Origin of the sequence: Bradyrhizobium sp. WSM1743, assembly GCF_000473065.1 — a bacterium.
Classification (GTDB): Bacteria; Pseudomonadota; Alphaproteobacteria; order Rhizobiales; family Xanthobacteraceae; genus Bradyrhizobium.
The window spans coordinates 19,114-37,567 of sequence record NZ_AXAZ01000014.1 but is presented as its reverse complement, the minus strand read 5'-3'; the positions used below and the strand labels follow the sequence as shown (position 1 = coordinate 37,567).

Sequence of the window (18,454 nt, the reverse complement as noted above, 5' to 3'; positions counted from 1 at the left end):
GCCGGGGCATGACACTGTTCGTGTGGTTTCAAGCGCGCGTAGAAGCGCGTCCTAATGCAAATGCAACAGGTGCGGCCACCATAGGCCGAGCGCGGTCATGATCAGGCCGGCGAGCGTCAGTACGCCGCTGACATAGGCGAGCGCGAGCATGCCGGTGATGATGGTGGCGGAGGCCAGCACGATGCCGATCTGGAAGGCGGCCGAGGCCAGCTCGAAATGGTGGTATTTCGCGGTCGCCTCGTCGCGATCGTGCTCGGCATGCTTGGCTTTCTCGGCGAGCTGCTCGGTGCCTTCGCCGGTCTCGGGCTCGGAGCGGTAGCGCTGCGCGGTCTTGGTCCAGTCCTCGACCTGCTTCTGCACCGACGCCTTCAGCGCGTCGTCGCTCGTGCCGGCGAGCGTCAGCTTGCCCTGCTCGGCCGCGGTCAGCACCACGGTGCGGCGGATGCTCTTGGCCTGGAAGAACGCCCAGAGATTGGCGGCCTCGACGTTCTTGCTGATCGATTCGGTCTGGGCACCCTTGCCGAGCGTCTCCGAGATCGCCAGGAACAGCGCCAGCACGGCAATCAGGAGCGCGATCTTCTTGTTCGAGCCGGACGCGTGCTCGGCGTGCTCGGCATGCTCCATGCTTTCATGTGCGCTCATAAAATCCTCCTGCCTCGGTTCCGCAACGATTGACCGAACCGCGCGCGACGCGCAAGAGGCACGCGAGCTATGACGAGAGTATGTCAGTCTGTCGGCGCTCGTGTCCCGGACGCGGCGCAGCGTGTAACGCTGCGACGCTGAGCCGGGACCCAGAAGCTTCAGACGATTGCGCGGTAGCGCGGGCCCCGCAGCGCACCGCTGAAGGAGCGCTGCGCCGCGTCCGGGGCACGAGAGCCTGTAAGGCTTCAGCGCCGCGGATGCGCGCTCGCATAGACCTCGAGCAGCCGCTCGGAATCGATGCCGGTGTAGATCTGCGTGGTCGAAAGCGAGGAATGGCCGAGCAATTCCTGGATGGCGCGTAGGTCGCCGCCGCGCGACAGCAGATGCGTGGCGAAGGAGTGGCGCAGCGCGTGCGGCGTGGCGCTGTCGGGCAGGCCGAGCGCGCCGCGCAGCCGCTCCAACGCGAGCTGGATGATGCGCGGGCTCAAGGGGCCGCCGCGCGCGCCGACGAAGATCGGACCTTCCGCCGGCAGCGGATACGGACACATCGCGACGTACTCCTGCACCAGCTCCAGCACGTTCTGCAGCACCGGCACCATGCGCGTCTTGTTGCCCTTGCCGGTCACGACCAGCACATCGCCTTCGCCGGGCCGCGGCACCTCGCGGCGTTGCAGGCCGAGCGCTTCGGAGATGCGCAGGCCCGAGCCGTAGAGCAGCGCCATCACCGCAGCATCGCGCGCCAGAATCCAGGTCTCGCGTTCCTCGCCGGCGCGCTCGTCGGCATCGGCAAGACGCTTTGCCGAAGCCATCGGCAGCGGCTTCGGCAAGCTTTTTGCGACTTTTGGCGCGCGGATGGCCGACAATGCGCCGACCTTGCCTTTGCCCTCGCGCTCCAAAAAACGGCCGAACGAACGCAGGCCGGCCAGCGCCCGCATCAGGCTGCGGCCGGCAATGTCGTCGGCCCTGCGCATCGCCATGAAGGCGCGCACGTCGGTGGCCTCCAGCGCGGCGAAACGCTTGAGTGTCACGCGCTCGCCCCAATGGGCACAAAGGAAATCCAGGCACTGCCGCAAGTCGCGGCCATAGGCCTCCAGCGTCTTCGGCGACAGCCGCCGTTCGGCACCGAGATGCGCCAGCCAGCGCGTCATCTCCTGCGCGATCGAGGGATCGGCGCTGGCGAGCTCGATTAAGGGTGCGGCCGCTTTGCTCATGCGCTCTGGACGTGGTGATTCCGCACAGTATATCGCATCACACTCGTTTATCGTTCGCTAAGGCCGCCGCGCGGCGCTAGCCTCAATGCCCCGGGTTCCGATTCTCAGCTCATGGACCAATCGCCGCGTAGCAACACCGCCCCCGCCAACGCGACCCGCATGGTCGACGTGCTGGTGCCGGTCGCGCTCGACCAGACCTATTCCTACAAGGTGCCGCGCGGCATGGAGCTGAAGGCGGGCGATCTCGTTGGCGTGCCGCTTGGCCCGCGCGAGGTGCTCGCCGTGGTCTGGGGCGAGAACGCCAATCCCGATCCACGCCTGCACAATCGCCTCAAGGAGGTCAGCGAGAAGCTCGATATCCCGCCGCTCAAGCCCGAGCTGCGCCAGGTGGTCGACTGGGTCGCCAATTACACGCTGAGCCCGCGCGGCATGGTGCTGCGCATGTGCCTGCGCATGGGCGAGAATCTCGGCCCGGAGCGGGCGCGCGCCGGCGTGCGCCTGACCGGCGATCCCCCGAAGCGGCTGACGCCGGCGCGGCAGCGGGTGATCGCGCTGTTGTCGGACCGGCTGCTGCACGGCAAGTCCGAGGCGGCCAAGGAAGCCGGCGTCTCCTCAGGCGTGATCGACGGCCTGGTCGATGAAGGCACGCTCACGGTGGAGCCGATGCCGCCGCCTCCGCCGCCGCCGGCGCCCGATCCGGAATTCGGCCGGCCGGATTTTACCCCGCTGCAGCGCGCCGCGGTCGATACGATGCGCGCGCTCGCGGCCAATGGCACCTTCCACGTCGCGCTGCTCGACGGCGTCACCGGCTCGGGCAAGACCGAGGTCTATTTCGAGGCGGTCGCGGAAGCGATCCGCCGCGGCAAGCAATCGCTGATCCTGATGCCGGAGATCGCGCTCACCGGCCAGTTCCTCGATCGCTTCGCGCAGCGTTTTGGCGTGCGGCCGATCGAGTGGCACTCCGAGCTCACCCCGCGCACCCGTGCGCGCAATTGGGCCGCGATCTCCGCAGGCACCGCGCCGGTCGTGGTCGGCGCGCGCTCTGCGCTGTTTCTCCCTTACGCCAATCTCGGCCTCATCGTCGTCGATGAGGAGCACGACCAGGCCTACAAGCAGGACGACGGCGTGCACTATCACGCCCGCGACATGGCGGTGGTGCGCGCGCATATCGCCAAGATCCCGATCGTGCTGGCCTCCGCCACGCCCTCGGTCGAGTCCGAGGTCAATGCGCGCAAGAACCGCTATCAGCGCATCGCGCTGCCCTCGCGCTTCGGCGGCCAGCACATGCCGCATATCGAGGCGATCGATCTGCGCCGCGAGCCGCCGGCGCGTGGCCGCTTCATCTCGCCGCGGCTTGCCGGCGAGATCAGAACCGCGATCGAGCGGCGCGAGCAGGCGCTGTTGTTCCTCAACCGTCGCGGCTATGCGCCGCTGACCTTGTGCCGTGCCTGCGGCCATCGCTTCGCCTGCACCATCTGCGACGCCTGGCTGGTCGATCACCGCTTTCGCCAGCGCCTGGTCTGTCACCATTGCGGCTTCTCGATGCCGCGCCCGCATATCTGCCCGAACTGCTCGGCCGAGGAATCGCTGGTGGCCGTCGGTCCCGGCGTCGAGCGCCTGCAGGAGGAGGCGGCCGCGCTGTTCCCGGAAGCTCGCACCATGGTGCTGTCGAGCGACCTCATCACCTCGATCGAGACGATGCGAAGCGAGCTTGCCGAAATCGCGGAGGGCCGCGTCGATATCATCATCGGCACGCAGCTCGTGGCCAAAGGTCACAACTTCCCGCGGCTCAATCTGGTCGGCGTGATCGATGCGGATCTTGGCCTCTCCAACGGCGATCCGCGCGCGGCGGAGCGCACCTGGCAATTGCTCAACCAGGTGATCGGCCGCGCCGGTCGCGAGCAGGGCCGCGGCGTCGGCTATCTGCAGACCCACCAGCCCGATCATCCCGTGATGCGGGCGTTGATCGCCTGCGACCGCGAGGCCTTCTACGACAGCGAGATCGATCTGCGCGAGAAGACGCTCTATCCGCCGTTCGGCCGGCTCGCGAGCCTGATCATTTCCGGAGGCGACCGCCCGAGCGCGGACGGTTTCGGCCGCAAGCTCGTCGCGCTCGCGCCGCGCGACGAGCGCGTCGTGGTGCTCGGCCCGGCCGAAGCCCCGCTCGCCGTCATCAAGGGCCGCTACCGCTTCCGCATTCTGGTGAAATCGGCGCGCGGTTTCGATCTGTCGGACTACTTGCGCAATTGGCTCGCGGTCTGCCCGAAGCCGACGGGCAATTTGAAGCTCGAGGTCGACGTCGATCCGCAGAGCTTTTTGTAGGGATCACTCTCTCCGCTCGTGCCCGGACGCAGCGCAGCGTCTCTTCGACAATGCGCTGCAGAGCCGGGGCCCATGTCGCCGCGTTGTACGGTGTTGCTCTGGGTCCCGGCTCTGCGCTGCAATGCCGTGCGGCATTGCAGCTTGTCCGGGACACGTGCGGGATCACGGCCAACAAAAAAAGCCCGCGGTCCCCCAAGACCACGGGCTTGTTTCGTGCGCGCATCAAACTGATGAAAACTGCGCGTGCGAACTAAGGCGAACGCCTTAGGAGACGACTTCCGCGGTGACGCGGCCGACGCCGGCGCCGGTGAGGCCGATGGCGCGGGCAGCGCCGGTGGAGAGGTCGAGGACACGGCCGCGAATGAACGGACCGCGGTCGTTGATGGTGACGACCACGCTCTGACCGCGGTGGGTGACACGCAGCTTGGTGCCGAATGGCAGCGAACGGTGCGCCGCGGTCAAGGCGTTCTGGTTGAAGCGCTGGCCCGAGGCGGTCCGGCTGCCGGACTCGTTGCCGTAATAGGAGGCCATGCCGGAGAAGCTGTGGCCGGTGCCGGAGGTCGGCGTCATCGACGCATTGGCATTCCGCCAATCGGAGGCGGCGTTGGTCTCAGCTTGGGCGTGGTGGCGGTGATGATGCCGGTGATGCCTGGATTTGGCGGAAGCTTCGGTGGCAGTTCCACCGACGAGGAGAGTTGCGGCTACGAAAGCAATCGCCGTGCGCGGCCGGGTCACAGAGCCAAGCGTCTTCAAAGACAGCATTTAGTGGTCCCTAAGCTAGTATTGCCACATATGTGGCTAGTGGAGCCCCCATCAGTTTGTGAGCGGGTTGGCGTTTCGATTCCTAATGAGGCGTGAATTAGGCAGTAAATCTGCAATGTTTCGTCGTGAAATATCTTGTTACCGGGGCAGGATATTCAGCCGATGTTCCGTAATCTTCGGCTTTAACGATTTATTAATCTATTGATTACTCAGAAATACTGTAAAACGAAGTCATCGTCTCGATCGTTTAGAATTGGGTAAGTATTCGGCGCGTGGAACTGGCGAGGTCGGATTCACGCCTCAGCGATTCGTGTTCATGGCCGCTATGCGCTGGCGGCAGGAACCAACGGAGGGAATCGCGGCAAGGCTCTCGCCCAATTTCCGCAACGTGGGAGGACGTCGGTGCCAGCTCGTCACCGTCGCTCTCGAGGCGTCGCCGGCTGCGACGAACTGGCGACAGAACCTCATGCCTTTAATTTGGCGTCATGTTGCACCTGCGCGCCTGCTATGTTAGCAAAGCCGCGATTTTAACGAGCCCGGCACCTCCCGTGCTGGTCGAAAATCGAAGTCCCGCTTGAATTCCAAGGGCTTGGATCGCTAGGCGCCGCTTCGTGGCGACGGTTTTTCCCTTGCGAGTTTGACAGCAAAAAGAGCGCGTCTGTGGCTGCAGAAGATACGTCCGTTTCAGGTGTGTCCGGCCGTTATGCAACGGCCTTGTTTGAACTGGCCCGCGACCAGAAAGTGGTCGACGAGGTCAAAGCCGATCTCGACAAATTCGACGCCCTGCTGAACGAAAGCGCCGATCTGAAGCGCCTCGTTCGCAGCCCGGTGTTCGCGGCGGACGCCCAGTCCCGGGCCCTCTCGGCCGTGCTGGACAAGGCCGGCATCGCCGGCATCTCCGCCAACTTCCTCAAAGTGCTGACCGCCAACCGCCGCCTGTTCGCGGTGGCCGACGTCATTCGCGCCTATCGCGCTCTCGTCGCCAAGTTCAAGGGCGAGACGACGGCCGACGTCACCGTGGCGGAAGCGCTCTCGGACAAGAATCTCGACGCTCTCAAGGTTGCCCTGAAGTCGGTGACCGGCAAGGACGTCGCGCTGAACGTGAAAGTCGATCCCGCGATCATCGGTGGCCTCGTCGTCAAGCTGGGCAGCCGCATGGTCGATGGTTCGCTTCGCACCAAACTCAATTCGATCAAGCACGCGATGAAAGAGGCAGGCTGATGGACATCCGCGCCGCGGAAATTTCCGCGATCCTCAAGGACCAGATCAAGAATTTCGGCCAGGAAGCTGAAGTCTCCGAAGTCGGACAGGTGCTGTCCGTCGGCGACGGTATCGCCCGCGTCTATGGTCTGGACAACGTCCAGGCCGGTGAAATGGTCGAATTCGAGAACGGCACCCGCGGCATGGCGCTGAACCTCGAAACCGACAACGTCGGCGTCGTTATTTTCGGTGCCGACCGTGAGATCAAGGAAGGCCAGACCGTCAAGCGCACCCGCGCCATCGTGGACGCCCCGGTCGGCAAGGGCCTGCTCGGCCGCGTCGTGGACGCGCTCGGCAACCCGATCGACGGCAAGGGCCCGATCCAGGCCGACAAGCGCATGCGCGTCGACGTCAAGGCGCCCGGCATCATTCCGCGCAAGTCGGTGAACGAGCCGATGGCGACCGGCCTCAAGGCGATCGACGCCCTGATCCCGATCGGCCGCGGCCAGCGCGAGCTGATCATCGGCGACCGTCAGACCGGCAAGACCGCGATCGCGCTCGACACCATCCTGAACCAGAAGCCGCTCAACGCGCAGCCCGACGAGAACATCAAGCTGTACTGCGTCTACGTCGCGGTCGGCCAGAAGCGTTCGACCGTCGCGCAGTTCGTGAAGGTGCTGGAAGAGCAGGGCGCGCTCGAATACTCGATCGTCGTCGCCGCCACCGCCTCCGATCCGGCGCCGATGCAGTACATCGCGCCGTTCACCGGCTGCACCATGGGCGAGTACTTCCGCGACAACGGCATGCACGCGGTCATCATCTATGACGATCTGTCCAAGCAGGCCGTCGCCTATCGCCAGATGTCGCTGCTGCTGCGCCGTCCGCCGGGCCGCGAAGCCTATCCGGGCGACGTGTTCTATCTGCACTCCCGCCTGCTCGAGCGCGCGGCGAAGCTGAACAAGGACCAGGGCTCGGGCTCGCTGACGGCGCTGCCGGTCATCGAAACCCAGGCCAACGACGTGTCGGCCTACATCCCGACCAACGTCATCTCGATCACCGACGGGCAGATCTTCCTGGAAACCGACCTGTTCTTCCAGGGCATCCGTCCCGCGGTGAACGTCGGTCTGTCGGTGTCGCGCGTCGGCTCCTCGGCGCAGACCAAGGCCACCAAGAAGGTCGCCGGCAAGATCAAGGGCGAGCTCGCGCAGTACCGCGAAATGGCGGCGTTCGCGCAGTTCGGCTCCGACCTCGACGCCTCGACGCAGCGCCTGCTCAACCGCGGTTCGCGTCTCACCGAGCTGTTGAAGCAGCCGCAATTCTCGCCGCTGAAGATGGAAGAGCAGGTCTGCGTGATCTGGGCCGGCACCAACGGCTATCTCGATCCGCTTCCGCTCAACAAGGTGCGCGCGTTCGAGGACGGCCTGCTCTCGCTGCTGCGCGGCAAGCACGCCGACATCCTCAACGCGATTCGCGATAGCCGCGATCTCGCCGACGACATCGCTGCCAAGCTGAAGTCGGCGGTCGAAGGCTTTGCGAAGAGCTTCGCGTAAGCGGCGTCACGGCCGGGCAAAAGCGCGAAGCGCGTCTTCGCATTTGATGTCCCGGCCATCCACGTCTATCGACGTGTGAGGCGGCACGTGGATGCCCGGGACGAGCCCGGGCATGACGACTGGGATAGGCTAGCGGCTTGATCGTTAGGGTCGAACCGCCGGGGTGAACGAAGAATGGCGTCACTTAAAGACATGCGCGTCCGCATCGCCTCCACCAAGGCGACGCAAAAGATCACCAAGGCCATGCAGATGGTCGCAGCCTCGAAGCTGCGCCGCGCGCAGACCGCCGCGGAAGCGGCGCGTCCCTATGCCAACAAGATGAGCGCGGTGATCTCCAACATCGCCAGCGCCGCGGCGGGTTCGCCCGGCGCGCCGGCGCTGCTGGCCGGCACCGGCAGGGATCAGGTGCATCTGCTGCTGGTCTGCACCGGCGAGCGCGGCCTCTCCGGCGCCTTCAACTCCTCGATCGTGCGCCTGGCGCGCGAGCGCGCCCTCGCGCTGATCGCGCAGGGCAAGGACGTGAAGTTCTTCTGCGTCGGCCGCAAGGGCTACGAGCAGCTGCGCCGCCAGTTCGACAAGCAGATCGTCGAGCACATGGATTTGCGCAGCGTGCGCCAGCTCGGCTTCGTCAATGCCGAGGACATCGCCAAGAAGGTGCTGGCCCGTTTCGACGCCGGCGAGTTCGACGTCTGCACGCTGTTCTACTCGCAATTCAAGTCGGTGATCGCACAGGTCCCGACCGCCCAGCAGATCATTCCGCTGGTTGTCGAGGAAGGCGCTGCGAACGGCAGCGCGACCTCTTACGAATACGAGCCGGAGGAGGACGAGATCCTCACGCGCCTGTTGCCGCGCAATCTCGCGGTGCAGATCTTCCGCGCCCTGCTCGAGAACAACGCTTCGTTCTACGGCGCGCAGATGTCGGCGATGGACAACGCCACTCGCAACGCCGGCGAAATGATCCGCAAGCAGACGCTGGTCTACAACCGCACGCGTCAGGCTCAGATCACCAAGGAACTCATCGAAATCATCTCCGGCGCAGAAGCAGTCTGACCGGACACGAAATTCGGATCGAAGGAGACAGTAAATGGCTACAGCAGCCACACAGATCGGTCGCGTTACCCAGGTCATGGGCGCCGTCGTCGACGTGCAGTTCGAAGGCCACCTGCCGGCCATTCTCAACTCGCTGGAGACGAAGAACGGCAACAACCGCCTGGTGCTGGAAGTCGCGCAGCATCTCGGCGAGTCGACCGTCCGCACCGTCGCGATGGACGCCACCGAAGGTCTGGTGCGCGGCCAGGAAGTGACCGACACCGGTCAGCCGATCTCGGTTCCCGTGGGTGCCGGTACGCTGGGCCGCATCATGAACGTCATCGGCGAGCCGATCGACGAGGCCGGCCCGATCAAGTCGGAAGGCACCCGCGCCATCCACCAGGAGGCGCCGACCTATACCGACCAGTCGACCGAAGCCGAAATTCTCGTCACCGGCATCAAGGTCGTCGATCTGCTCGCTCCGTATGCGAAGGGCGGCAAGATCGGCCTGTTCGGTGGCGCCGGCGTCGGCAAGACCGTGCTGATTCAGGAGCTGATCAACAACGTCGCCAAGGCGCACGGCGGTTACTCCGTGTTCGCCGGCGTCGGCGAGCGGACCCGCGAGGGCAATGACCTCTATCACGAGTTCATCGAATCCAAGGTCAACGCCGATCCGCATAATCCGGATCCGAGCGTGAAGTCGAAGTGCGCGCTGGTGTTCGGCCAGATGAACGAGCCGCCGGGCGCCCGCGCCCGCGTCGGCCTGACCGGTCTGACTGTCGCCGAGCACTTCCGCGACCAGGGTCAGGACGTGCTGTTCTTCGTCGATAACATCTTCCGCTTCACGCAAGCGGGTTCGGAAGTGTCGGCGCTGCTCGGCCGTATTCCGAGCGCCGTGGGTTATCAGCCGACGCTCGCGACCGACATGGGCGCGCTGCAGGAGCGCATCACCACCACGCAGAAGGGCTCGATCACCTCGGTGCAGGCCATCTACGTGCCGGCCGACGACTTGACCGACCCGGCGCCCGCGACCTCGTTCGCGCACTTGGACGCGACCACGGTGCTGTCGCGCGCGATCTCGGAAAAGGGCATCTACCCGGCGGTGGACCCGCTCGACTCGACCTCGCGCATGCTCTCCCCGCTGGTCGTCGGCGAGGAGCACTACGCCGTCGCCCGTCAGGTCCAGCAGGTGCTGCAGCGCTACAAGTCGCTCCAGGACATCATCGCCATTCTCGGCATGGACGAGCTTTCGGAAGAGGACAAGCTGACCGTGGCCCGCGCCCGCAAGATCGAGCGCTTCCTGTCGCAGCCGTTCCACGTCGCCGAAATCTTCACGGGCTCTCCCGGCAAGTTCGTCGACCTCGCCGACACCATCAAGGGCTTCAAGGGCCTGGTCGAAGGCAAGTACGATCACCTGCCGGAAGCCGCCTTCTACATGGTCGGCACCATCGAAGAAGCCGTCGAGAAGGGCAAGAAGCTGGCGGCGGAAGCCGCCTAAGGGCGAATGGCGAATAGGGAGTAGCGAATAGCGCTGCTCCCACCCGGTTCGCTACTCGCCATTCGCTATTCGCTACTCGCAGGTACACCATGGCCACCTTCCACTTCGATCTCGTCTCTCCGGAAAAGCTCGCCTTCTCGGGTGAGGTCGACCAGGTCGACATCCCCGGCGTCGAGGGTGATTTCGGCGTGCTGGCGGGGCATGCGCCGGTCGTGGCAGCGATCCGGCCGGGCATCCTCACCGTGACCACGGCTGGCCGCCACGAAAAGATCATCGTACTCGGCGGTCTCGCCGAAGTCTCCGACAGGGGCCTGACCGTGCTCGCGGACGTCGCGACGTCGCTGGCCGAGCTCGACCGTGCCCAGTTCGCCGAGACGATCGCCGAGATGGAAGAGAATCTGAAGGAGCACGAAGGCAGCGAGCTCGATCAGGCCATCGAGCGGCTGGACCACTTCAAGAGCATCCAGCACCAGCTCAACTCCACGGCTATGCACTAGGCCCCGGGGCACCCGCTCCGGGGCTCGAAAAAGACATTCCTGCAAAAGCATCCCTGAACAGGTTCAGCGCTCGTCACCACCGTGGCGGGCGCTGAAACTTTGTTGCACCGCGCCGCCGATGGCGGCATTCTGCGCTCGCGGATTTGTTCCCGGGGGCCGGTGGCAGATGAAACGCAAGATCGCAGCGATTTTCGCAGCCGATATTGCAGGGTATTCAAGGCTGGTCGCGGAAGACGAAGAGGAGACGCTGCGGCGTCTCGCCTCCTATCGCGAGGTCGTCGACGATTTCATCGCCAAGGCTGGCGGGCGCATCTTCAACACGGCGGGCGATGCCGTGCTCGCGGAATTTCCGAGCGCGGTCGATGCGGTGCGCTGCGCGATCGACATCCAGGAAAGTTTGCGGACCCGCAACATGGCCTATCCGCCGAGCCGGCAGATGTCGTTTCGGATCGGCATCACCATCGGCGACGTGGTCGAGCGCGACGGCGATCTGTTAGGGGACGGCGTCAACATCGCCGCGCGGCTGGAGGGGCTTGCCGAGGTCGGCGGCATCTGCGTCTCCCGCGCCGTGCACGAGCAGGTCGCCAACAAGCTGTCGGTGCACTTCGCCGATATCGGCGCGCAGGAGGTCAAGAACATCCCGACGCCGGTGCACGCCTATATGGTGGCGATGCGGCGCGAGGACGGCAGCTATTCCAAGCCGCAGCTGAAAAAGGCAGCTGCGAAGGTGGCCGCCGCACCGGTGTGGATGTGGCCGCTGGTGGTCGCCGTGGTCGCGATCGTCGGGATCGTTGTCACCGGCTTTCTCTACAATACCAAGCTCAAGCAGACTGCGACCGCCGCATCGCCGCCCGCCGTGACGCCAAGCGCCGCGCCGTCTGCAAGTGCAGTGCCGACGAGCCCGACGCCGACCGAGGTCGCAAAGGCGCCGACGGCGCCGCCGAACGCCAGCGCCGCGATGGCTCCGATGCCGTCGCCGTCCGCCTCGCCCGTGGTCGGCAAGTTTGCCGCCGACAGCGTGCCCTTTATCAACGAGCGCGTTCGCAACTTCCTGGCCGGGGACTATTCCGCTGCCGGCGACTACAAGGCTTTCGCGCTCAATGTCGGCGGCTTCACCGGCTCGGCGTTGAACCAGCCGAACGAGGAGGCCGCGCGCAGCATGGCGCTGGAGCAGTGCCAGAAGCGCGCCGATGCCGCGCAATCGCCGCGGCGCTGCGAGCTCTATGTGGTCGGCAACAACGTCGTCTACAGCCACGGCAAGCCGCCGATGCCGCCGGCCCCGTACTTCCGGCATGACGCCACGACCGAGCGGGCATTCGCCTCGAAGGATTTTCCCATCGTGCGCGCTCCGCAAAAGGTCCGGCTTGAGAACATGTTCGTGCCTGCGGCGAAATCCCGCTCGATCGCACTCGGTCCGGGCGGACAATATTTCATGGTGCTGGGCGCCTCGTCCGCCGACGATGCCGCCCGGCGCTCGCTGGAATCATGTGGTGCGATCGCCGGCGTCGCCTGCCTGGTCGTCGCGATCGACGACAATTTCGTGGTGCCGATCCCGACCTTGTTCAGGATCACCGGCTTCTTCAATGCCGCCTCCAACGCCTCGATCGTGGCCGACGCGCGCGGTGAGGTCGTACGCAAGCTCACCGACGCCACGGGCTGGAACGCCATCGCCGTCGGCACCGCGGGCCGCCCCGGCCTCGGCCTCAAGGCCGCCGACGAGCAGACCGCCGTCACCTCCGCGCTCGCCGACTGCGCCAAGCGCGACAGCGACTGCCACGTCATCGCCATCGGCCCGTTCACGGTGGGCCCGATCAATTAGGATTTGCCCTGACTAGACGCGACTAGCGCTCCGAAGAACGGTGTCCACTCACGCCGAAATTTCCGGCCGAAAATTCTCCAGCGATTTCAACCCCATCGCTACTGTGCATGGGGTTGTTTTCGCAGTTTCAGTTTGCGAGAGCCGCAAACTCTCGCGCCACCGCGCGATAGACCTCGCGGCGGAACGGCACCACGAGATCGGCGACACGGTCGAGCCGCTCCCAGCGCCAGGCGTCGAACTCGGCGGGCTGACCGTTGCGCGGCGTCAGCGGATCGATCTCCTCGTCCTTGCCGGTGAAGCGCAGCGCGAACCATTTCTGCCGCTGGCCGCGAAATTTTGCCAGACGGTGCGTCTGTGGGCCGTCGTAAGGCGGGAATTCGTAGGTGAACCAGTCGGTCTCGCCGAGATAGTCGGCGCTGACGACGTTGGTCTCCTCCCAGAGCTCGCGCATCGCCGCATCGCGTAAGTTCTCGCCCTCGTCGACGCCGCCCTGCGGCATCTGCCAGTCGAGGCCCGGCAGGATGATCTCGGGCCCGTCGCCCTTGAAGCGGTGGCCGATCAGCACACGGCCATCGGTGTTGAAGAGGGCGATGCCGACGTTGGGGCGGTAGGGTTTTTGATTGGTCACTTGCAAATATCTCTCGTCGTCATTCCGGGTTCGTGCTTCGCGCGCCCCGGAATGACAATAGAGATTATTGGTCCGCCAGCGCGGAAAATTCCTGCACCACGCGCTCATAGACCGGGCGCTTGAAGGGAATGATCAGCCCAGTCAGATTCTGCATCGGCTCCCAGCGCCAGCTCACGAATTCCGCCTTGTGGCCGCCGCCGCCGGGCTTTTCGACGTTGATCTCGCTGTCCTTGCCGGTGAAGCGCACCGCGTACCATTTCTGGCGCTGGCCGCGATAACGGCCCTTCCAGGCGCGCCCCGCAACCGTGCGTGGAATGTCGTAAGTGAGCCAGTCCGGGACTTCTCCGAGCCGCTCGACCGAGCGTACGCTGGTCTCCTCGTAGAGCTCGCGCTTGGCAGCTTCCCAGGTGTCCTCGCCGGGATCGACGCCGCCCTGCGGCATCTGCCAGACATGGGCGTCGTCGACATGCTCGATGCCGCCAGCGCGGCGGCCGATGAACACCAGTCCCTTTGGATTGATCAGCATCACACCGACGCAGGTCCGGTAGGGCAGATCCTCGTAACGCGCCATTCCGCCAGACCTCTCGCCTGCGTTTTGGAAGGCATGCCGGCCCCGCGAGACCCGTGCCGTACCAATTCGTTGATTTAGCTGGATTTTGATTTCAGCATCGCGGTTGTCAATGGCACCAAAAGGATACCCCGGTCGCCCAATGTCTTGGTCCAGGCGCCGATGCGCTCGATCGAGACGGGCAGGGCGGACGCGGTGCCGACAGCGATGCCGCGCTCCCGCGCCGTCGCTTCGAGCTTGTTCAGGGCGCGGTCGATCTCGGTCGGGGTCGGCACCACGTCGATCGCGATGTCGCCCTTGCCGAACGGCATCGCCTGATTCGCCGCGGTCTGCGGCGCGATGCTGCGGGGCGAGGAGCCGTCGTCGAAGAAGCCGAGGCCGCGCTTGGCCGCCTCGCGGATGATCGGCTGCATCGCGGGCTCAGTCGCGATGAAGCGGGCGCCCATGAAATTGGTGAGGCCGGCATAGCCCTGCATCCGGCTCAGATGCCAGTACAGGCGGTCCATGTTCTGGTCGGGGCTGAGCGAGGTCAGCAGCGTCTGCGGCCCCGGATCGTTGTCGGGGAAGTCGTAGGGCTCCATCGGGATCTGGAGGAAGATCTCGTGGCGCTGCGCGCGGGCCCGCTCGGCGAGCTTGCCGGGGTCGGCGCCATAGGGCGTGAAGGCCAGCGTCACCGCCGCCGGCAGCTTCATGATAGCATCTAGGGTCTTGGCGGCGCCGACGCCGAGGCCGCCGATCACGATCGCGACCACGGGCATCTTGGCGGCCTTGGCGCGGTCGGCGTCTGCCGCATAGACGTTGAACGGCTTCAGCCCGTCGGCGACCACGGGGATCATGCCATAGCGCGACTTCTCCAGCAGCTTCGGATTGATCCCGGCCATGACGGGCGGCGGGGCGGACGCTGCCTCGCCCTTGTCGGCGGCATCGCCGCTGCCGATCACCACGTCGTGGCGGGCGCCGGTCGAGCCGTCGATCATGGTGATGGTCTTCTGCTCACCGGGGACGGCCTGCTTCGGCGCTTCCTTGGTGTCCTGCTTGCTCTCCTGACCATGGCCGGAGGCCGCCGGTTTCTCGTCCGCGGCCTTGTCAGTTGCGTTGGGCTCGCGGATCGCGATCCGCGTCATCGGCTCGCCGCCGAGCGGATCCTTGTTGAAGATGGCGAAGCCGGCAAAGGCGACGAGGAACAGGCCGAGCAGCAAGGCAAGCAGCTGCATGGCGGTGAACGGGAGCCGCAGCCGGCGTTTCCGGCGCAGCTTGTCCTGTCCGAGCGGGGCGCTCAGATCATCGGCCGTTTCAGTCATGCGCGATCCCGAATCACTCCAGCCGACGATACCACGCCGCGGTCAAGCGGCGGCAGGCCGGGATAGGCCGAGGACGGCAGGAGTTCCAAGCAAAAAGGGCGGCTCGAGGAGCCGCCCTTTTCGTGAGATCGCGCGTGGCGCCGACTTAGTTCGCCGCTTTGGGCTTGTCGGTCGTCGCCTTGTTGTCGTTGCCGGGCGTGGGCGCCGCCGAGGCGCTGTTCTTGATGCCGTGGAGCAGGTCGCCGGCAAGCTTGAGCGCCTTGTCGTCCTTGGCATCCGGCGGCACGTAGGACTGCGAGCCGGTCTTCTCGTCGCCATCGTTCTTCAGATGGCCGCGCAGCGAAGCCTCGCCCTTGGTGTCGGTGCGCGACTTCAGCTCGTCCGGCACGTCCTGCAGCACCTCGATGTCCGGCACGATGCCCTTGGCCTGGATCGACTTGCCCGACGGCGTGTAGTAGCGCGCCGTGGTCAGCCGCAGCGCGCCGTTGCCGCTTCCGAGCGGAATGATGGTCTGCACCGAGCCCTTGCCGAACGAGCGCGTGCCGACGATCGTCGCGCGCTTGTGGTCCTGCAGCGCGCCGGCGACGATTTCGGAGGCCGAGGCCGAGCCGCCATTGACCAGCACGATGACCGGCTTGCCCTTGGTCAGGTCGCCCGCATGCGCAGTGCGGCGCTGGGTCTCCTCGGCATTGCGGCCGCGGGTCGAGACGATCTCGCCCTTCTCGAGGAACGAGTCTGAGACGGTGACAGCTTCCTCGAGCAGGCCGCCGGGGTTGTTACGCAGATCGATGATGTAGCCCTTGAGCTTGTCGCCGATCTGGTTCGAGAGGTTGGCGACCTCGCGCTTCAGGCCTTCGGTGGTCTGCTCGTTGAAGGTGGTGATGCGGATATAGGCGATGTCGTCCTGCTCGACGCGCGCACGAACCGAGCGGACGCGGATGTTGTCGCGGACCAGGGTGACCTCGATCGGATTGTCCTGGCCCTTGCGGATGATCTTGAGCTTGATCTTGGTGTTGACCGGGCCGCGCATCTTCTCGACCGCCTGGTTCAGGGTCAGGCCCTGCACCGCCTCGTCGTCGAGATTGGTGATGATGTCGTTGGCCATGACGCCGGCGCGCGAGGCCGGTGTGTCGTCGATCGGCGAGACCACCTTGATCAGGCCGTCCTCCATGGTGACCTCGATGCCGAGGCCGCCGAACTCACCGCGGGTCTGCACCTGCATGTCGCGGAAGCTCTTGGCGTCCATGTAGCTCGAATGCGGATCGAGGCCGGTGAGCATGCCGCTGATGGCGGATTCGATCAGCTTGGTGTCGTCGGGCTTCTCGACATAATCGGAGCGCACGCGCTCGAACACGTCGCCGAACAGGTTGAGCTGGCGATAGGTGTCCGCGGTGGCGGCCCGCGCGCTGGAGCCCATGAACACCGCACGCGGCTGGGTCACGAACAGCGTCAGCGCCGCACCGGTGGCCGCGCTGAGGAGGATTACTGAAGTCTTGCGCATCATCCGCGAACCTTCTCGCCTTCATTTGCGGCCCACCATGGGCCTGGATCGATTGGAGTGCCGTCTTTACGGAACTCGACATACAGCACAGGTTGACTCGCGTTCGTGGCGAGAATGGAGGCGACTTGAGATGTCGACCCCATGGTCGCGACCGGCTCCCCCGTGAGAACAAACTGTCCGATGTTGACCGAAATGCGCTCCATCCCGGCGATCAGGACATGATACCCGCCCCCGGCATTGAGGATCAAGAGTTGTCCATAGCTGCGGAATGGGCCGGCATAGACCACCCAGCCATCGCACGGTGTCGTGACCTGGGAGCCGGGCTTGGTGGCCAGCGAAATACCCTTCTGGACCCCGCTGACCCCGTCGGAACCGCCAAAATCCCTGATCTTGTTACCGTTAACCGGAAGCGGCAGGAGGCCCTTGGCGGAGGCGAACGCGATCGCCGGGGTGGTGCGGGACTTGTCCTTGAAAGCGCCCGGGCCCGACTTGGCACTGGTATTGGCGCTGGCGGCCGCCTTGGCCTCGGCCTGCTTTGCAGCCTCAGCCGCCTTCTCGGCCGCCTTGGCGGCGCTCTGCAGGTCCTGCTCCATCTTGGCGATCAGCCCCTGGAGATCGCCGACCTGCTTCGAAAGCGCGATGGCGCGCGAATTCTCGGCGTCCAAATCCTTTTCGCGTGCCGCCTGCTGGCGCTGCCGCTCGTCGACCAAAGCGGTGAGCCGGGTCTGGTCGTTGCGGACCTTGTCACGGTCGGAGGCGAGCTGGTCGCGCTCGATGGCGATCGTCTTGCGCAAGGCCACGAGCTCGCCAAGCTCGCCCGCGATCTTCTCGGCGCGGCCGCGCAATTCCGGGACGACGGCGCCCAGCAGCATCGCCGTGCGTAATGACTGCAGCGCATCTTCGGGCCGCACCAGCAGCGCCGGCGGCGTGCGCCGGCCGGCGCGTTGCAAGGCCGCCAGCACCTCGACGATGTCGGCGCGGCGCGAATCGAGCGAAGCGCGCATCTGTTGCTCGCGGCCGTTCAGCGCGCGCAGTCGCGCTTCGGCCTCGTCGATCTTGCTCTCCACGGTGCGCACATTGGCGGCGGTCTCGATCAGCTGCTGATTGAGCTGGGTGCGGTCCTGGCCGAGCGCGGTGATCTCGGCCTTGAGCTTGGCCTGCGCTTCTTCCGCGCTCTTTTGCCTCGCGCGCGCGGCTTCCAACTCCTGCTCGCGCTGCTTGATCGCATCGGGCGAGACCGCCGCGGTTTGCGGAGGCGTCGCCGTCTGAGCTTGTGCGAAGCTTGCGCCGGCAACGCTTGTGATCAGCAGCAGGTAGAGGAGCGGCGCTCGCATCGTGTCGGCAAAGGTGCTCGTTATGGCGCGCATCACGCGCGGTGATAGGGGTGGCCGGCCAGAATGGTGGCGGCCCGATAAAGCTGTTCCAGAAGCATGACGCGGACCATTTGGTGCGGCCAGGTCGCAGAGCCGAACGCGATCGCGAGCTTGGCCTTACGGCGCAATTCGGGCGAAAGTCCGTCCGCCCCTCCGATCACGAAGATAGTATGTCCGGCTCCCTCGTCGCGCCAGCGCCCGAGATGCCGTGCGAATACGGTTGAGTCGAGATTCTGGCCGCGCTCGTCTAGTGCCACCAGGATCGATTTTTCCGGGATATGCGCCGAGATCGCCGCGGCCTCCTCGGCCATCCGCGTCGCGGTGTCGCGTGCGCGGCTCTCGGGAATTTCGTGGATGCTGAGCGGGCGGAATCCAAGCTTGCGGCCGGCCTCGTCGAACCGCTCAAGATAACGGTCGGCAAGCTCCCGTTCGGGGCCCTGCTTCAGTCGGCCCACCGCAATGACAGCAACACGCATGATGGCTTCAGCGCCGTGGTTTCCAGACCGCGCGCATCCCGCGCGCGCACGACGCTAGCATGCGCGTTAGCCGATTC

The 18,454-nt window shown here is 65.5% G+C and carries 16 protein-coding genes; 7 read left to right on the top strand and 9 right to left on the bottom strand.

Annotation, left to right across the window (positions count from 1 at the left end):
- Window positions 1-51: 51 nt before the first annotated feature.
- Together YU9_RS0111585 and YU9_RS0111580 are read right to left on the bottom strand one after the other, a co-directional pair.
- Complete coding sequence (locus YU9_RS0111585) at window positions 52-642, bottom strand: DUF4337 domain-containing protein (protein ID WP_027572974.1); 591 nt, start codon at window positions 640-642, stop codon at window positions 52-54.
- Window positions 643-887: 245 nt separating this feature from the next.
- Window positions 888-1,853, bottom strand: a complete 966-nt coding sequence (locus YU9_RS0111580) for a tyrosine recombinase XerC (RefSeq protein WP_027572973.1) — start codon at window positions 1,851-1,853, stop codon at window positions 888-890.
- Window positions 1,854-1,964: 111 nt separating this feature from the next.
- On the opposite strand from YU9_RS0111580, the gene YU9_RS0111575 reads away from it, so the two are divergent.
- Entirely contained in the window at window positions 1,965-4,175 is a 2,211-nt protein-coding gene (locus tag YU9_RS0111575; RefSeq protein ID WP_027572972.1) for a primosomal protein N', read from the top strand.
- A gap of 264 nt (window positions 4,176-4,439) precedes the next feature.
- Here YU9_RS0111575 and YU9_RS0111570 read toward each other — a convergent pair whose 3' ends face one another.
- Window positions 4,440-4,937, bottom strand: a complete 498-nt coding sequence (locus YU9_RS0111570; protein ID WP_027572971.1) for a septal ring lytic transglycosylase RlpA family protein — start codon at window positions 4,935-4,937, stop codon at window positions 4,440-4,442.
- Window positions 4,938-5,597: 660 nt separating this feature from the next.
- On the opposite strand from YU9_RS0111570, the gene YU9_RS0111565 reads away from it, so the two are divergent.
- The 6 genes from YU9_RS0111565 (at window position 5,598) to YU9_RS0111540 (ending at window position 12,530) form a co-directional block, all read left to right on the top strand.
- Window positions 5,598-6,158 (top strand): F0F1 ATP synthase subunit delta, encoded by a 561-nt coding sequence (locus YU9_RS0111565; RefSeq protein ID WP_027572970.1) that lies wholly within the window; start codon window positions 5,598-5,600, stop codon window positions 6,156-6,158.
- Window positions 6,158-7,687 carry a F0F1 ATP synthase subunit alpha gene (gene atpA, locus YU9_RS0111560; protein WP_027572969.1) on the top strand — a complete coding sequence of 510 codons (1,530 nt, stop codon included), beginning with the start codon at window positions 6,158-6,160 and terminating at the stop codon, window positions 7,685-7,687. The genes YU9_RS0111565 and atpA overlap by 1 nt, the downstream gene beginning before the upstream one ends.
- Window positions 7,688-7,861: 174 nt before the next feature.
- Entirely contained in the window at window positions 7,862-8,737 is an 876-nt protein-coding gene (locus YU9_RS0111555) for a F0F1 ATP synthase subunit gamma (protein ID WP_027572968.1), read from the top strand.
- Between the two features lie 34 nt (window positions 8,738-8,771).
- A complete protein-coding gene (atpD, locus tag YU9_RS0111550; protein ID WP_027572967.1) occupies window positions 8,772-10,214 on the top strand; it encodes a F0F1 ATP synthase subunit beta in 1,443 nt (480 codons plus the stop codon).
- A gap of 89 nt (window positions 10,215-10,303) precedes the next feature.
- The gene (locus YU9_RS0111545; protein ID WP_027572966.1) at window positions 10,304-10,711 is read left to right on the top strand and encodes a F0F1 ATP synthase subunit epsilon; all 408 of its coding nucleotides are present in this window, start codon (window positions 10,304-10,306) and stop codon (window positions 10,709-10,711) included.
- A 166-nt stretch (window positions 10,712-10,877) separates the two neighbouring features.
- A complete protein-coding gene (locus YU9_RS0111540; protein ID WP_027572965.1) occupies window positions 10,878-12,530 on the top strand; it encodes an adenylate/guanylate cyclase domain-containing protein in 1,653 nt (550 codons plus the stop codon).
- A 127-nt stretch (window positions 12,531-12,657) separates the two neighbouring features.
- Here YU9_RS0111540 and YU9_RS0111535 read toward each other — a convergent pair whose 3' ends face one another.
- The 6 genes from YU9_RS0111535 to rlmH all read right to left on the bottom strand — a co-directional run bounded on the left by YU9_RS0111535 (window position 12,658) and on the right by rlmH (window position 18,377).
- A complete protein-coding gene (locus YU9_RS0111535) occupies window positions 12,658-13,158 on the bottom strand; it encodes an RNA pyrophosphohydrolase (RefSeq protein ID WP_027572964.1) in 501 nt (166 codons plus the stop codon).
- Window positions 13,159-13,222: 64 nt separating this feature from the next.
- Window positions 13,223-13,729, bottom strand: coding sequence for an RNA pyrophosphohydrolase (locus tag YU9_RS0111530; RefSeq protein ID WP_027572963.1), 507 nt, complete (start codon window positions 13,727-13,729; stop codon window positions 13,223-13,225).
- A gap of 74 nt (window positions 13,730-13,803) precedes the next feature.
- Window positions 13,804-15,027: a divergent polysaccharide deacetylase family protein gene (locus YU9_RS0111525; RefSeq protein WP_027572962.1), complete on the bottom strand. Its 1,224-nt coding sequence runs from the start codon at window positions 15,025-15,027 to the stop codon at window positions 13,804-13,806.
- Window positions 15,028-15,172: 145 nt separating this feature from the next.
- A complete protein-coding gene (locus YU9_RS0111520; protein WP_027572961.1) occupies window positions 15,173-16,531 on the bottom strand; it encodes a S41 family peptidase in 1,359 nt (452 codons plus the stop codon).
- Window positions 16,528-17,862, bottom strand: a complete 1,335-nt coding sequence (locus YU9_RS0111515) for a murein hydrolase activator EnvC (protein ID WP_027572960.1) — start codon at window positions 17,860-17,862, stop codon at window positions 16,528-16,530. The genes YU9_RS0111520 and YU9_RS0111515 overlap by 4 nt, the downstream gene beginning before the upstream one ends.
- Before the next feature lie 32 nt (window positions 17,863-17,894).
- Entirely contained in the window at window positions 17,895-18,377 is a 483-nt protein-coding gene (gene rlmH, locus YU9_RS0111510) for a 23S rRNA (pseudouridine(1915)-N(3))-methyltransferase RlmH (protein WP_027572959.1), read from the bottom strand.
- Between the last annotated feature and the right edge of the window lie 77 nt (window positions 18,378-18,454).

Bases quoted from the DNA above. Each gene is read 5' to 3' on its own strand.
- atpA (WP_027572969.1), top strand. From the start codon at position 6,158: ATGGACATCCGCGCCGCGGAAATTTCCGCGATCCTCAAGGACCAGATC.
- YU9_RS0111570 (WP_027572971.1), bottom strand. From the start codon at position 4,937: ATGCTGTCTTTGAAGACGCTTGGCTCTGTGACCCGGCCGCGCACGGCG.
- YU9_RS0111525 (WP_027572962.1), bottom strand. From the start codon at position 15,027: ATGACTGAAACGGCCGATGATCTGAGCGCCCCGCTCGGACAGGACAAG.
- YU9_RS0111520 (WP_027572961.1), bottom strand. From the start codon at position 16,531: ATGATGCGCAAGACTTCAGTAATCCTCCTCAGCGCGGCCACCGGTGCG.
- YU9_RS0111585 (WP_027572974.1), bottom strand. From the start codon at position 642: ATGAGCGCACATGAAAGCATGGAGCATGCCGAGCACGCCGAGCACGCG.
- YU9_RS0111555 (WP_027572968.1), top strand. From the start codon at position 7,862: ATGGCGTCACTTAAAGACATGCGCGTCCGCATCGCCTCCACCAAGGCG.
- YU9_RS0111530 (WP_027572963.1), bottom strand. From the start codon at position 13,729: ATGGCGCGTTACGAGGATCTGCCCTACCGGACCTGCGTCGGTGTGATG.
- YU9_RS0111580 (WP_027572973.1), bottom strand. From the start codon at position 1,853: ATGAGCAAAGCGGCCGCACCCTTAATCGAGCTCGCCAGCGCCGATCCC.
- rlmH (WP_027572959.1), bottom strand. From the start codon at position 18,377: ATGCGTGTTGCTGTCATTGCGGTGGGCCGACTGAAGCAGGGCCCCGAA.
- YU9_RS0111515 (WP_027572960.1), bottom strand. From the start codon at position 17,862: ATGCGAGCGCCGCTCCTCTACCTGCTGCTGATCACAAGCGTTGCCGGC.
- YU9_RS0111545 (WP_027572966.1), top strand. From the start codon at position 10,304: ATGGCCACCTTCCACTTCGATCTCGTCTCTCCGGAAAAGCTCGCCTTC.
- atpD (WP_027572967.1), top strand. From the start codon at position 8,772: ATGGCTACAGCAGCCACACAGATCGGTCGCGTTACCCAGGTCATGGGC.
- YU9_RS0111575 (WP_027572972.1), top strand. From the start codon at position 1,965: ATGGACCAATCGCCGCGTAGCAACACCGCCCCCGCCAACGCGACCCGC.
- YU9_RS0111540 (WP_027572965.1), top strand. From the start codon at position 10,878: ATGAAACGCAAGATCGCAGCGATTTTCGCAGCCGATATTGCAGGGTAT.